This is a genomic window from Nonomuraea sp. SYSU D8015 (genome assembly GCF_008065375.1).
Classification (GTDB): domain Bacteria; phylum Actinomycetota; class Actinomycetes; order Streptosporangiales; family Streptosporangiaceae; genus Nonomuraea.
This window is the reverse complement of record NZ_VJYI01000005.1, coordinates 44,458-58,247: the sequence shown is the minus strand read 5'-3', so window position 1 is coordinate 58,247 and position 13,790 is coordinate 44,458. Positions and strand designations below refer to the sequence as shown.

Sequence of the window (13,790 nt, the reverse complement as noted above, 5' to 3'; positions counted from 1 at the left end):
GGGCTCGACACATCCGGCTACTTCTCGATGATCGCGAGAACGTCGCGGGCGGAGAGCACGAGGTACTCCTCGCCGCCGTACTTGACCTCGGTACCGCCGTACTTGCTGTAGAGGACGATGTCGCCCTCCGAGACGTCGAGCGGAATCCGCTTGTCGCCGTCCTCGTCCCAGTTGCCGGGGCCCACCGCGAGGACCTTGCCCTCCTGCGGCTTCTCCTTGGCGGTGTCCGGGATGACCAGGCCGGAAGCGGTGGTCTGCTCGGCCTCAAGCGGCTGGACCACGATGCGGTCGCCGAGCGGCTTAACGGGAACCTTAGTGGCGGTCGTCACGATCGGACCTCCCCTTCAGATTGAATGATCTAGAAGAGGCGACCAGCTGGGCCTGCCGTCGCGGGTGTCAGACCTGCCTCGTCGCACGTTGGCACTCTCAAGGGGAGAGTGCCAACAGGAAACATATGCAAGAGGGGCTTGACAGTCAACACGAACGCGTCTGCTCAGAGCGATAAGGGGGTCGTCCTAGCTCGAAAATCTCCGCCGAACGATCGATCGTACGCGCCGGCGCGGGGATGATCGCGTGTCGCCGGGCGCGTTTCCGCACGTCACCGCGAGCGCCCTCCGCCGCCCACCGACCTCAACGGGGCAGACGCGACGAAGCGGCACGAGTGGGGGGACGGGCCTAGACGTAGGAGCCCTCGGTCAGGTCGGCGACGATGCCGGGGCGGGAGGGGTGCCAGTCGAGGGCCTGGCGGGTGCGGGCCGCGCTGACGCGCTGGCTGAGCGCCAGGGCCTGCGCGAAGCCCTCCCCGAGCACCTGCGCGGCCTCGTCGAGCGGCCACGGCTCGGCCGCCTCCTTGACGCCGGCCGACCTGGCGGCCGCCTCCGCGACGGCGGTGACGGGCACGCCCTCCTCGCTCACGCCGTGATAGACGGCCGCCCCGCCCTTCTCCACAGCGGTCACGATCAGATCGGCCAGGTCGTCCACGTGGACGAAGGTCCAGGTCGGCACCGCGCCGCCGGCGGTGACGTAGACGCCGGTCCCGCGCTGCGCGGCCTGGTCGCGCAGCAGCGCCGTAATGCCGGCGCCGCGCCCGTGCACGACGCCGGGCCGCACCACGGAGCCGCCGCCGTCGAGCACCAGCCGCTCCACCTTGTCCCGGTACGCCACGAGCGGAATCGGCCTCGCCGGGCTCTCCTCGTCGGCGCCGTCGGTCTCGCCCAGCACCCAGACGCCGCTGACGTAGACGACCTTCCTGGGCTGCTCGGCGGAGGCGGCCCGGGCCAGCACGCCGATGGTCGCCAGGTCGGTGTCCTGGTCTCCGGTCAACTGGCCGGCGTGCACGATGGCGTCGACGTCGGCGGTGATCGCGGCCTCCAGCGCCGAGGCGTCCGCCAGGTCGCCGTACCGCTCGTCGGCCGCCGCCGGCACCCGCCTCGTCCCATCGGCCGCCGGCCGCACGAACGCCGCCACCTCATGCCCGCGCTCGGCCAGCCGCTCCACCACGGCCGTCCCGATGTAGCCCGTCGCGCCCAGTACCAGCACCTTCATTGTCCCACCTCAAAATTTCGACATTGAACATTTCTACGCAGAACGTAGCGCACCATCTCGAATATTTCAATGTCGTACGATTGGCTCATGGACGATGCGGTCGACGTGATCCTCGGGCAATGGGCACGCGCGCGGCCCGACGTCGACGTGTCCCCCATGGGAGTGATCGGCCGGGTGTCGCGGGCCTCGCGGCTGCTGGAGCGCGGGGTCAAGGAGGAGCTGGCCGGGCACGGGCTGGAGGCGTGGGAGTTCGACATGCTGGCCACGCTGCTCAGGAGCGGTGACGGCGCCTCCATGTGCATGAAGGACCTGTCGGCCTCCGCCATGGTCAGCCCGGGCGCGCTCACCAACCGCATGGATCATCTCGTCGAGCGCGGGCTGGTGGATCGCCGGCCGGCGCCGGGCAACCGGCGCATGACGCTGGTCGCGCTGACGGACGAGGGACGGCGGGTGGCCAACGAGGTCCTGGAGCGTCACGCCGCCAACGAGCACCGCCTGCTGTCCGGCCTCTCCGCCGCCGACCGCGACGCCCTGGCCGCCCTCCTCCGCAAACTCCTCCTCTCCCTGGGCGACACCGCCCCAGACCAGCACACCCCCGGCACCGCACCCGCATCCAGGTGAAACGCACCGGGACGCCCCCGTCGCGCTCCGGAACCCTCCCACCGCGCACCGAGACCCTCCCACCGTGCACCGCGACCTTCCGTGCACCGGGACCTTCCCCACCGCGCACCAGGACCCTTCCGTCCACACCGGGACGCTCCCCCCAGCCGAGCGGGACGCCGCCGCAGCAGCGCCCGGTGTCGCCTCCGGCCGACGGCGCTCCCAACCCGGCGGCCATCCCGCACTCCGGGCGGCGCCCGCGACCCCGTGCGTGCTCGCCGGCGTGGGCGGGCGTGCGCAGCGATACCTGAGGCCCGGCCGCGCCACGCCGCGCTCGAGCGACGCGTCCCGGCAGCCACGCCCCCGAGGGTGGCGGACGCACCTGCCGAGGCGGCGATCCGCATGGCGCGGCCTGCTGAGGAAGCACGCGGCATCACACCGTCTCACCCGCCCTGAGCCGACTTCCGACCGTCATGAAGTCCTGTGGGCGACACCGGATCACCACGCTCGCCACCGAGGGCGACGCCCGACGGCCACGCCCGCACCGAGACGACCCCGGCCACCACACCCAGGCGACTCCCCGACCGCCACTGCACTCCCCCGAGGCCGGGGTGGGCGTCGGGTCGGAGAGGCGTGGGGGCGCGGTAGCGTCGGGTGGTGTGGACCTCGATGCCTTCAACGAGCTGCTGACCCCGCGCGGTCAGCGAGCGCTCACCGAGGCCGGGGAGCTCGCCGGCGCCGATCCGGTGGCCGCCGCCACGAAGCTGCGCAAAACCTACGACGCCGCCCTCACCTCGGCCGCCCTCACCCAGGCCGGCCTGCGCGACCGCGCCAGGGCCAAGTTCGGCGAGGACGCCGGGAGGATGTACTTCACGCCCCACGGCCTGGAGCAGTCCACCAGGAAGGAGGTCGCCGAGCACCGCGCCCGCCGCCTGGCCGGGGCCACGGTCGTGGACGCCTGCTGCGGCATCGGCGGCGACTTCCTGGCGCTCGCCCGCGCCGGCTGCACCGTGACGGCCGTGGACGTCGACCCGCTGACGGTGGCCGTGGCCAGGGCCAACGCCGAGGCGCTCGGGCTGGCCGGCAGGGTGACGGTGACCGTGGGAGACGCGGCCGCGGTCCGGCCCGAGGAGTACGACGTGCTGTTCGCCGACCCGGCCCGCCGCACGAGCAGGGGCAGGACGTTCGACCCGCTCGCCTACTCCCCGCCCTGGCCCGTGGTGCTCGACCTGGTCTCCAGGGCCGGGCGGGCCTGCGTCAAGGTGGCGCCCGGCATCCCGTACGAGTTCATCCCCGCAGGCGCCGAGGCCGAGTGGGTCTCGTACAAGGGCGAGGTCAAGGAGGCCACCCTCTGGACCGGGGACCACCCGACCCGTCGCGCCACCCTGCTGCCCGGCGGCCACGGCCTCACCGCCACCGGCGCTCAGGCCCACGTCGGCGCCATGGGGCGCTACGTCTACGAGCCCGACGGCGCCGCGATCCGCGCGCACCTGGTGGGCGAGGTGGCCGAGCTGGTCGGCGGCCGCCTGCTCGATCCGCTGGTCGCGTACATCACGGCCGACGAGCCGGTGGACACTCCGTGGGCGGCGAGATACGAGGTGGACGACCTCATGACGTTCTCGCTGAAAAAGCTGCGCGCGGCGCTCCGCGAGCGGCAAATCGGAAATGTCACTATCAAAAAGCGCGCATCCGCCGTCGACATCGAACGCCTCCGCGCAGACTTGCGACTTAATGGAAAAAAGTCGGCGGTAATCATTTTGACCAGAATCATGAATAAACCGTACGCCCTCATCTGTGACACCACCCCACCTGCCTGAACGAGTTTTCCTTCGCCCCTGACGGACCTTGATCCACAGGCTAAGGTGGACGGGCGGGAGTTCTCCCCCTAATGCGGTTGCCCGCATTCTCGCCCTTTCATCTGCAAACCGGACCAATCCCACCGCTGCGCGGCAGACCGTCGGCGTGCGAAGGAGCCTTTCGGTGGACAATTCCAACCACACGACCCTTCTTCAGCCAGGAGGCCATTCCCTCGTCTCCGAGAGGATGCGAGACCTGCTGCAGCGCGCCGCCCAGGACCATGTGTACGAACAGCGCACCCAGGGGGCGGTGCTCGACGAGATCCGCCAGCGTCTAGAAGGCATGGAGTGGCTGCTGCGGGAGGTCCGCGAGCGCGAGCTCGGCGGCCTGAGCGGCACCCTGGAGTCCGTCAACGGCCGGCTGGAGGACATCGTCGTCAAGCCGCCGATGTGGGCGGAGGGGCTGGCTCAGCACGTGGAGGCCGTACGCGACCACGTCGACGCCGTCGGCGAACGCGTGGGCCATGTGGACGCCCGCATCGCACCGGTCTCCGAGCTGCCGAGCCTCTGGGCCGATGTGGGCACCGTGGGCGAAAGCGTCGACGAAGCGCTCAAACGCCTGCAGTCCGTGCTGGAAACCACTAGTGGCATCACCAAGGGCATGTCCGATTTCGCCGCCATGCTGGCCAGCCTCAACTCCAGCATGGAGGCCGCCGCCAGCCGCTTCACCAGGCTCGACAAGTCGGTGGCCGACCTCGCCACCCGCACCGACCGCGTGGAGGCCGCGGTCGGCGACCTGTCAGAGGGCATCGACGACCGGCTGTCCGGCGCGGCCGAGCAGCTGGCCGGCAAAGTGGAGGCCGCGGAGCAGCGCCTGGCCACCCGTCTCGACGAGACCGACCAGCGCCTCACGACCCGCCTGGAGGAGACCGGCCGGCAGCTGACCACCAGGCTCGACGAGACCGACCAGCGCCTCACCGCCGGCCTCGAGGAGACCGACCAGCGGCTCACCGCCAAGCTGCAGGAGACGGATCAGCGGCTCACCGCCAAGCTCGACGACACCACGGCCCGTCTCGAGGAGACCGGCCGCGACGTGACCGCCAGGCTGGAGGAGACCGGCCGCGACCTCACCGCCCGGATCCAGGAGAGCGACCAGCGCCTCGCCGCGCGCCTCGAAGAAGCCGACGCGCGCCTCACGACCCGCCTCGACGAGGCCGACACCCGGCTCACCGACCGCCTCGCCGACGTCGAGCAGCGCCTCACGACCCGCCTCGACGAGGCCGACCAGCACCTCGCCGTGCAGCTCGGCGAGAGCGAGCAGCGCCTGTCGGCCAGGCTCGACGGCGTGGACGCCAGGCTCGACCGGGTCGAGGGCAGGCTGCTCGGCCTCGACTCCAGGCTCACCGGGTTCGACGGGCGCCTGGAGTCCGCCGACGAGTGCCTGTCCGACATCGACACCAGGCTCGAAGGTCTCGACGGCCGGATGGCCGGCGTCGACAAGCGGCTCACGGGCATGGACAGCCGGCTCGGCGCGGTGGACAAGCGGCTGGGCACCGTGGACGGCCACCTGGGCAGGCACGACGACCGGTTCGACGCTCTCGACGTACGCATCGACGCCCGCTTCACCGCGCTCGACGAGCGCGTGGCCGCCACCGACCAGCGCCTCGGCGACACCACCACGCGCACCGAGGGCCGCTTCAACAAGCTCGACAGCCACCTCGACGCCCTCGACGAGCGGCTGATCGAGGCCGAGGAGCACCTGAGCAACGGCTTCGAGGCCGTGGAGGGCCACCTCGGCGGCCTCGACACCCGGTTCAACGGCCTGGAGACCCGCATGAGCGGCCTGGCGACCCGCGCCGAGCAGGCCAGCGAGCACCTGGAGGCGGTCGACGACCGCATCGAGGCCGTGAACGAGCGCGTGGGCCGGCTCCCCGCCGACCTGGGCCTCGCCGACCTGCTCCAGTCGCAGGCCGGGGAGCAGGCCGAGCGCCTGACCACCGCCGCCGACGCGCTGAGCGACCTGGTCAGGTCGCGCCCCGACCGCGACGAGCTGGCCAAGACCGTCACCAGCGTCGTCGAGCCCGCCGCCACCGACCTGACCAAGCGCCTCAGCGCCCTGGAGGAGACCATGCTGGCCCTGGCCGAGGCGCTGCTGCGCCCCACCAGGGCCAAAGACTGACTGTGGGGCACCTCACAGCCAGGATTGTCACGTCCGCCTGATCGTGAGCGTCCGTTCCTCGGATTCGAAAGGAGAACGGACGCATGTTCATCAAGATCACGATCGTTGTGGGCGCGGCCACGATGCTGGTCGTCGGCGTGTGGATGCGGATCGATCCCGCGGGCTTCGCGGCGTGGGCCAACTGGCCCAACCACGTCCACTTTCTGCACGACGCGGGCGTGTTTCAGATCGGCATCGGGCTCATGATGCTGGCGGCGCTGTGGTGGCGGGACGTGATCGCGGTCGTGCTGGCGGGCTACCTGGTCACCAACACGCTCCACGCGATCAACCACCTCCTCGACCAGCACATGGGCGGGCGCGAGTCCGACTGGTGGGTCCTGGGCCTGTTGTCGGTGCTCACGGCCGCCGCGCTGGCCGTGCGCCTGCGGGCCCTGCGCGGGAAGCAGCCGGCGTGATCAGACGTGGACCGTGGTGATCGGCAGCGAGGAGTCGGCCGGGATCTCCAGACTGGAGGGCGACACACCGGCCGCCACCAGGTCGGAGCCCAGGGCGGCCACCATCGCGCCGTTGTCGGTGCACAACCCGGGACGGGGCACCCTCAGCCGTACGCCAACCGCGTCGCACCGCTCCTGGGCCAGCGCCCGCAGCCGGGAGTTGGCCGCCACACCGCCCCCGATGAGCAGGTCGTCCACGCCGTATTTCCGGCACGCCTGCAGCGCCTTGCGGGTCAGCACGTCGACCACGGCCTCCTGGAAGGAGGCGGCCACGTCGCCCACGTGGACGGACTGCCCCGAAGCCTCGCGGGCCTCGACCCAGCGAGCCACGGCCGTCTTGAGCCCGGAGAAGGAGAAGTCGAGCGTGCCGTCGTCGATCTTGCCGCGCGGAAAGGCGATGGCCGTGCCCGAGCCCTCGCGGGCGGCCCGGTCGATGTGCGGCCCGCCGGGGAACGGCAGCCCCAGCACCCGCGCCACCTTGTCGAACGCCTCACCCGCCGCGTCGTCCACGGTCGAGCCGAGCGAGATCACGTCCTCGGCCACATCGGGCACCAGCAGCAGCGAGGAGTGGCCGCCGGAGACCAGCAGGGCGACGCACGGCTTGGGCAGCGGCCCGTGCTCCAGCTGGTCGACGGCGACGTGGGCGGCCAGGTGGTTGACGCCGTAGAGGGGGACGCCGAGCCCGAGCGCGTAGGACTTGGCCGCCGCGACCCCGACCAGCAGCGCACCCGCCAGCCCCGGACCGGCCGTGACGGCGATGGCGTCGATGTCGGAGAACTTCAGACCGGCCTCGGCCAGCGCGGCCTCCACGGTCGGCGTCATGGCCTCCAGGTGGGCACGCGAGGCGACCTCGGGCACGACGCCGCCGAACCTGGCGTGCTCCTCCATGCTGGAGGCGATCGTGTTGGCCAGCAGCGTGTGGCCTCTGACGATGCCGATGCCGGTCTCGTCGCAGGACGTCTCGATGCCCAGGACCAGAGGTGCGTCAGCCATCCAGCTTCCTTCTCATCATGATCGCGTCGGTGCCGTCGTCGTAGTAGCGACGGCGGGTGCCGATCTCCTCGAACCCGAAATGCCGGTAGACCGCCTGCGCCCGCGGGTTGTCGGCGCGTACTTCGAGGAAGACCTCCCGTGCGCCCCTGCGCCCCGCCTCGGCCAGCAGCTCCGTCAGCATCGCGCTGCCGATGCCCGTGCCCTGGTGCTTCTGCAGCACCGCGATCGTCTGCACGTCGGCCTGGTCGGCCGCGGCGGCGAGCCCGGCGTAACCCACGATCTCGTCATCGACCAGCGCCACCACGTAGTGGCGCGAACGCGGCATGTCGTCAAGCTCGCCGCGCATCATGCCCTCGCTCCACGCGTCGAGTGGGAACGTGGCCCGTTCGATCGCCATGACCGCGGGCAGGTCGGCCTCGGTCATCGGTCTGAGCTTCACGCCGTCACCCTCTTGGGCGCTCCCGGCACGACGGCGTCGGGCCGGCGCAGGTAGATCGGGCGGGGCGGGTCGAGCGGGGTGCCCTCCGCGAGCCGCTCGGCCGCCAGGGACGCCAGGGCCCCGGCGTACGGGTATGGTGGGCCGGCGCTCTGCCCGAGAGCCTCGGGATAGAGCTCGGCACCGGCTCCCACCACCGGCAGCCCCTCCACCGGCACCTGCGCGGGCCGCTCCACGAACGGCCCGTCGAGCCTGGTGCGCATGTCCGCGTAGCGGGCCCAGAACACCTCTTTGCGCCGCGCGTCGGTGGCCACCAGGAACGGCTCGGCGAGCCCGCTGCCGTAGGCGACAGCGTCGAGCGTGCAGATGCCGTACGCGGGCACGCCCAGCGTTGTGGCGAGCCCCTGAGCGGTCATCAGCCCGACGCGCAGCCCGGTGTAGGGCCCGGGGCCGCTGCCCGCCACGATGGCCGTCACGTCGCGCAACGTCGCGCGCGTCTCGCCCAGCACCCGCTCGATGGTGGGGACGAGCAGCTCGCCGTGGCGCCGGGCGTCGATCGTCGTGGACTCGGCGAGCACGCGCTCGCCGTCGTGGAGCGCGGCGGTGACGGCAGGCGTCGCGGTATCAAAGGCCAGGACCAGCACGACTGTTTAGCCTACCTGCAGGAGCCGTCTCAACCGGCCGTATCGTCAGTCCCAGCCGGTACGCCGCCGCAGCCAGTCGAGCGCGACCACGCCCTGCGCCCGCTGGAACTCCCGGATGGTCGGCAGCCCCGGCGGAGCGGGCTGTCGGGCCTGCCGCACGAAGTATCCCGCCATCGCGGCGACGACGGCGGTCACGGCCGGGTCGGGGTCGGTGAACAGCTCATGCGGCGGCGGCCCGCCCTGCATGCCGACCGACGGCAGCATGGCCACCCGGTCGAACCACTGCGGGCCGACGCACGCCCACGGCCAGTCCACGACGTAGACCCGCTCGTCGGTGAGCAGGACGTTGTCGGCTCGCAGGTCGGCGTGGACCAGCGTGTCGCCTACCGCGGCCTCCTCCCAGCCGGACTCCAGCTCGGCCAGCACCTCGAGGTGGCCGAGCGCCCAAGGGTCGAGCCCGCTGGTGTCCTCCGCCAACAGTTTGTGCCAGCCGTGCAAGTCCGACCCCAGGACCTCGCCGATCGGCGGCGCGTCGATGGGACTGGGGGTGAGCGCGGCCGACATGCTGCCCACGGCCTCCAGCACCCGGTCGAGCTGGTCGCGCCGCCACGGCAACTCGGGATGATCGCCCTCGACGTCCTCGAAGACCAGCGCCACCCAGCCCTCCAGCTCGAACCCGGTCAGCAGCCGGGGCCCGGGAACGGACGCGGGCAGCGCTGCGGCGATCTTGAGCTCGGAGCGGTAGAGGCGGACGGTGTCGGGGTTCGGCTCGGGACCGACGGCCTTGACGAAGGCCCGCCTGCCCCCGTCGGTACGCAGCCGCGCCGCGGCCGCCGGCGAGAACCCTCCGGGTTGGGTGACCGCCTTGACGACGCGTCCGCCGAGGAACTCCTCGATCGCCGCGCGCACGGCCGGGTGCACCTCGTGCCAGGGCACGCGCGTGCCGGTCGCGGGAGGGTGCTCATACCCGGGAAGCGTAGACGATGATGTTGTCCAGGTATTCGCCCTTGGCGTAGTCGAACTTGCCGCCGCAGGTCACCAGCCTGAGCCCGTCCTCCATGTACACGCGCTTGGTGGGGAAGTCGTCCTTGTGCACCTGCTCGATCGAGTCGACCTTGAACGTCACGGTCTTGCCGTCGCTGCGCTCGACCTTCACGGTCTCGCCCTTGCGTAACTGCCTGAGCTTGTAGAACACGGCCGGCGCCGTCTTGGTGTCGACGTGGCCGATGATCACCGAGGCGCCCTTCTCGCCGGGTACCGCGCTGCCTGTGTACCAGCCGGCCACCTTGGGCTTCTCGTACGGCGGTAATTCGACGTCGCCGTTCTTCTCCAGGCCCAGCTTCATCAGCGGGGCCTCGACCTCGATCGAGGGGATGTCGATGCTCTCGGGTACGACGTTCGCGACAGGGGTGGAGGCGGTCTGCTGCATGCCCTTGCCGAAGGCGAACAGCAGGATGCCCGTCACCGCCCCCGCGAGCACCACCCGTCCTGGGCGGGCCATGGTCTACGCCCGGTTGCGCCGCTTGACCGCTATGCCGATGCCCGCGGCCAGCGCCAGCCCGATCAGCACGCCCGCGGGGCCGAGCGGGATCGTGGACTCGTCCGCGACGTCCTGCGCGTACGTGCCGCCGCCGCCCGCTCTGGGCGCCTTGGTCGGCACGTTGGTCGGCAGCGCCTCGGGCGCGACGACCCGCAGCCTGGCGGTGCCCATGTCGTTGGTGCCGTCGCACTTGACGTTGACGGTGTACGTGCCGCGCCGGACCGTCCCCGAGACCTGGGCCGAGCCGCGTACCCAGGGCGAGCCGTTGGCGGCGCCGGTCGGGGTGGGCGAGGTGGTGCCGGCGGGGACCGGGTTGAGGTTGGCGCCGGTGACGAACGCCCTGGACGTGGCGGTGCCGGTGTGGGCCGGGCCGCCGCTCGGGACGGGGCAGTTGGCCAGGATCCACACCGTCGAGGTCTCGCCGGCGGTGACGCTGTCGGGGTTGAGCTGGACCTGGATCGTGGGTCTGGTGACGGTCGGGCGGGGGCTGGTGACCGTGGCGGTGGGGGTGGCGGTGGCCGTCGGGCTGACCGTGCCGCTGGGTGTCGGTGTCGGTGTCGGTGTGGGGCCGGCCTCGGCCGAGGCTGTGCACCCCGTCAGACCGACCATGACGATGGCTCCCGCGTACGCGACTCGTCTGACCCTGAGCACCGGCCGCACCCCACTTTGCCGTCTTGCCACAAGCATCCACCCAAATCGTGGATGTCGCCCCTCCTGATACCCAGAAAATCTGGGCGAATCCCTAGCCAACGATCATGATTTACATCTTTGGCCAGGTACGTCAAGGGTGCCAGCTTTACCGGCGATTGATCGGCATTTTAATCTTCGAGCCGATCAAACGGCGTGTCGGCCCATCGGGGGCCCACGCCGCGCAAGGTCACGATCCTGGCCTCGTCACCGGCCTCCCGGTCGATGTGGATCTCCAGGCGGTCCTCGGCCAGGCCCTCGACCAGCCCCTCGCCCCACTCGACGACGGTGACGGAGTCCTCCAGAGACGCGTCCAGGTCGAGGTCGTCCACTTCCAGGCCGCCGCCCAGCCGGTAGGCGTCCGCGTGGACGAGCGGCGGGCCCTGGCGCAGCGACGGGTGCACCCTGGCGATCACGAACGTGGGCGAGGTGATGGGGCCGCGTACCTTGAGACCTTCGGCGATGCCCTGCACGAGCGTGGTCTTGCCCGCGCCGAGCGATCCGGAAAGGACGACCAGGTCGCCGGCGCGCAGCAACGCGGCCAGACGGGCCCCGTACGCCCGCATGTCCTCCGCGGTCGCGGCCCTCACTACAGCTCCACCCTCTTCACCAGGTCGCGCAGCGCGTCGTTGACGACGCCCGGCCGCTCCAGCTGGATGAGGTGCGAGGTGTCGGGCACCTCGGTCAACTGGGCCTTGGGCAGCGCGGCCGCGATGGCCTTGCTGTGGTCGGGCGGGGTCAGCCAGTCTCGCTCGCCGACCACGATCGCGGTCGGGACGGTGTCGAGGACGTGCAGCGCGGACAACTTGTCGTGGTTCATCAGCGCCGGGTAGAAATCGGCGAAGACCTCGGTCGGCGTCGCCCTGATCATGGACTCGGCGAAGTCGACGACGGTGGGGCTGATGTTCTTGGAGTCGCCGAAGCCCATGTAGCGGGTGATCAGGAAGGCGATGTCGCTGCCCACGTTGCGGGTCCTGTCGACCAGCGCGCCCCGTTTGCCCAGCATCGACACGGTCGAGGGGGCGACCTTGTGCACGACCTTGGACACCATCGCCGGCAGGCCCAGGGTGAGCTCGGCGAGCTTGCCCGCCGACGTCGCGAGGAGCGCCACGGCGCGGATCTTCTCACCGAACAGCGCGGGGTAGCGGTCGGCCAGCGCCATGATCGTCATGCCGCCCATGGAGTGGCCGACCAGCACGCACGGGCCCGGCACGAACTGCTCGATCACCTCGGCGAGATCCTCGCCCAGCCGGTCGATCGTGCTGTCGTCGGCGCCGGCGCGCTGCGAGCGGCCGTGCGAGCGTTGGTCCCACAGGACGATGCGGTAGTTCTCACGCAGGTCCTTGCGCTGATAGTGCCAGGACTCCAGGTTGAGGCAGTAGCCGTGGCAGAACACGATCGTCAGCGGCGCGTCCTCGGGGCCGTCGATCTCGACGTGCAGCGCCACGCCGTCGGACGTGACGAGCGTGCGCTCCCTGCCCCGCAGCTCGCCGAACGGCTCGCTGGCCTCGGTGTCGGGGCGCAGCCTGATCCGGCCGACCGCGTAGCGCTTGGCCAGCGCCGCCGCCGCGACACCGGCGGAAGCCGCGCCGACGATCGCGCCGGCGATCCCTACCTTGCGCCGTGTTGTCGTCGTCATCTCCCCGATCCTTCTAGTGCCGGCCCTCGTAGACTCGCGGTACCCGCGAGCCGATCCTGGTCACGATCTCATGCGTGATCGTGCCGAGGGTATCCGCCCACTCCTGAACGGTCGGCTCGCCCCCGTCACCCGGGCCGAACAGCACGACCTCGTCGCCCGCCGCCAGCGGGTCGTCGCCCATGTCGATCATGAACTGGTCCATGCACACCCGCCCGGCGATCGATCTGCGCCGACCGCCGGCCAGCACCTCGGCGCGTCCGGTCGCGTGCCTCAGAATGCCGTCGGCGTAGCCGAGCGGGACCAGGCCGAGCGTGGTCTCCCGGTCGGTGACATAGAGGTGAGCGTATGACACGCCAGAGCCCTCCGGGACCCGCTTGACCAGACCGACCTGGGCCGTGAGCGTCATGGCCGGGCGGAGGCCGAAGTCGCCGAGCTCGGGGATCGGACTCAGGCCGTACATCGCGATGCCGGGCCTGACCAGGTCGTAGCGGGCCTCGGGGAGCGTCATGGTGGCGGCCGAGTTGGCCATGTGCCTGATCACGTGGGAACCGGCCGCGCCGGTCTGATCGGCCAGCTTGAGCGCCGTCTTGAACGCCTCCAGCTGCTGCTCGATCGAGGGATGCCCGGGGATGTCGGCGCAGGCGAAGTGCGACCAGAGGCCGACGATCTCGATGACGCCCTCGGCCCGCAGCTCCAGCGCCTTGTCCAGCAGGGCCGGCCAGGCGGCGAGCGGGGAGCCTCCCCTGCTCATGCCGGTGTCGGCCTCGAGGTGCATCTTCGCGGTGCGGCCCGTGCGCCTGGCCACGTCGGCGATCTCGCCGAGCAGCCGCTCGTCCGCCGCCGACAGCTCGACGTCGTGCGCCAGCGCCTCCTCCAGCGGCTCGTCCGGAGTGATCAGCCAGGCCAGGATCGGCGCGGTCACGCCGCCCTCGCGCAGCGCGAGCGCCTCCCTGACGAACGCGGTGCCGAGCCGGCTCGCGCCCCCCTCCAGCACGGCCTCGGCGCAGGGGACCAGGCCGTGTCCGTACGCGTCGGCCTTGACGGCGCCCATGAGCTCCGCGCCGCCCGCCCGCTCCTTGAGCAGGGCCACGTTCTGCCTGATCGCGGCCAGATCCACCCGCGCCTGCGCGGGCGTGGCCTTCGGGGAGTACATCCTTCTAGTGTGGCAGCTCAGCAGCGTGGTCGAGCGCCATTCCCGCCACCGCCATCGCCGACCCTCACCCCGCACACTCGGGGT

The 13,790-nt window shown here is 71.3% G+C and carries 15 protein-coding genes; 4 read left to right on the top strand and 11 right to left on the bottom strand.

All coding sequences use genetic code 11. The features are described 5' to 3' along the window. Window positions 1-17 precede the first annotated feature (17 nt). Window positions 18-329, bottom strand: coding sequence for a co-chaperone GroES (gene groES / locus ID574_RS22715; protein ID WP_043623565.1), 312 nt, complete (start codon window positions 327-329; stop codon window positions 18-20). A 346-nt stretch (window positions 330-675) separates the two neighbouring features. Next, window positions 676-1,545: an NAD-dependent epimerase/dehydratase family protein gene (locus tag ID574_RS22710; RefSeq protein ID WP_188190968.1), complete on the bottom strand. Its 870-nt coding sequence runs from the start codon at window positions 1,543-1,545 to the stop codon at window positions 676-678. 87 nt (window positions 1,546-1,632) lie between these two features. On the opposite strand from ID574_RS22710, the gene ID574_RS22705 reads away from it, so the two are divergent. From ID574_RS22705 to ID574_RS22690, 4 genes are all read left to right on the top strand, one after another. Beyond that, the gene (locus tag ID574_RS22705; protein WP_188190967.1) at window positions 1,633-2,166 is read left to right on the top strand and encodes a MarR family winged helix-turn-helix transcriptional regulator; all 534 of its coding nucleotides are present in this window, start codon (window positions 1,633-1,635) and stop codon (window positions 2,164-2,166) included. A gap of 638 nt (window positions 2,167-2,804) precedes the next feature. Beyond that, on the top strand, window positions 2,805-3,962 hold the full coding sequence (locus ID574_RS22700; protein WP_188190966.1) for a class I SAM-dependent methyltransferase: 1,158 nt from the start codon (window positions 2,805-2,807) through the stop codon (window positions 3,960-3,962). A gap of 226 nt (window positions 3,963-4,188) precedes the next feature. Next, window positions 4,189-6,120 (top strand): apolipoprotein A1/A4/E domain-containing protein, encoded by a 1,932-nt coding sequence (locus ID574_RS22695; RefSeq protein ID WP_188190965.1) that lies wholly within the window; start codon window positions 4,189-4,191, stop codon window positions 6,118-6,120. Between the two features lie 83 nt (window positions 6,121-6,203). Continuing rightward, the gene (locus ID574_RS22690; RefSeq protein WP_188190964.1) at window positions 6,204-6,575 is read left to right on the top strand and encodes a hypothetical protein; all 372 of its coding nucleotides are present in this window, start codon (window positions 6,204-6,206) and stop codon (window positions 6,573-6,575) included. On the opposite strand, the gene tsaD is transcribed toward ID574_RS22690, so the two are convergent. The 9 genes from tsaD to alr all read right to left on the bottom strand — a co-directional run bounded on the left by tsaD (window position 6,576) and on the right by alr (window position 13,706). Further along, entirely contained in the window at window positions 6,576-7,607 is a 1,032-nt protein-coding gene (tsaD, locus tag ID574_RS22685) for a tRNA (adenosine(37)-N6)-threonylcarbamoyltransferase complex transferase subunit TsaD (protein WP_188190963.1), read from the bottom strand. Then, window positions 7,600-8,031, bottom strand: a complete 432-nt coding sequence (gene rimI / locus ID574_RS22680; protein WP_188191408.1) for a ribosomal protein S18-alanine N-acetyltransferase — start codon at window positions 8,029-8,031, stop codon at window positions 7,600-7,602. Before rimI ends, tsaD begins: the two co-directional genes overlap by 8 nt. Before the next feature lie 11 nt (window positions 8,032-8,042). Continuing rightward, window positions 8,043-8,687 (bottom strand): tRNA (adenosine(37)-N6)-threonylcarbamoyltransferase complex dimerization subunit type 1 TsaB, encoded by a 645-nt coding sequence (tsaB, locus tag ID574_RS22675; RefSeq protein WP_188190962.1) that lies wholly within the window; start codon window positions 8,685-8,687, stop codon window positions 8,043-8,045. Between the two features lie 45 nt (window positions 8,688-8,732). After that, window positions 8,733-9,623, bottom strand: a complete 891-nt coding sequence (locus ID574_RS22670; RefSeq protein ID WP_188190961.1) for an aminoglycoside phosphotransferase family protein — start codon at window positions 9,621-9,623, stop codon at window positions 8,733-8,735. Window positions 9,624-9,648: 25 nt separating this feature from the next. Further along, window positions 9,649-10,188: a class F sortase gene (locus tag ID574_RS22665; RefSeq protein ID WP_223166971.1), complete on the bottom strand. Its 540-nt coding sequence runs from the start codon at window positions 10,186-10,188 to the stop codon at window positions 9,649-9,651. Between the two features lie 3 nt (window positions 10,189-10,191). Further along, window positions 10,192-10,878 (bottom strand): hypothetical protein, encoded by a 687-nt coding sequence (locus ID574_RS22660; protein WP_188190960.1) that lies wholly within the window; start codon window positions 10,876-10,878, stop codon window positions 10,192-10,194. A 167-nt stretch (window positions 10,879-11,045) separates the two neighbouring features. Continuing rightward, window positions 11,046-11,480, bottom strand: coding sequence for a tRNA (adenosine(37)-N6)-threonylcarbamoyltransferase complex ATPase subunit type 1 TsaE (gene tsaE, locus ID574_RS22655; RefSeq protein WP_188191406.1), 435 nt, complete (start codon window positions 11,478-11,480; stop codon window positions 11,046-11,048). Window positions 11,481-11,503: 23 nt separating this feature from the next. Further along, window positions 11,504-12,553, bottom strand: a complete 1,050-nt coding sequence (locus ID574_RS22650) for an alpha/beta fold hydrolase (RefSeq protein ID WP_188190959.1) — start codon at window positions 12,551-12,553, stop codon at window positions 11,504-11,506. 13 nt (window positions 12,554-12,566) lie between these two features. Then, window positions 12,567-13,706, bottom strand: a complete 1,140-nt coding sequence (alr, locus tag ID574_RS22645) for an alanine racemase (protein WP_188190958.1) — start codon at window positions 13,704-13,706, stop codon at window positions 12,567-12,569. Window positions 13,707-13,790: the final 84 nt, after the last annotated feature.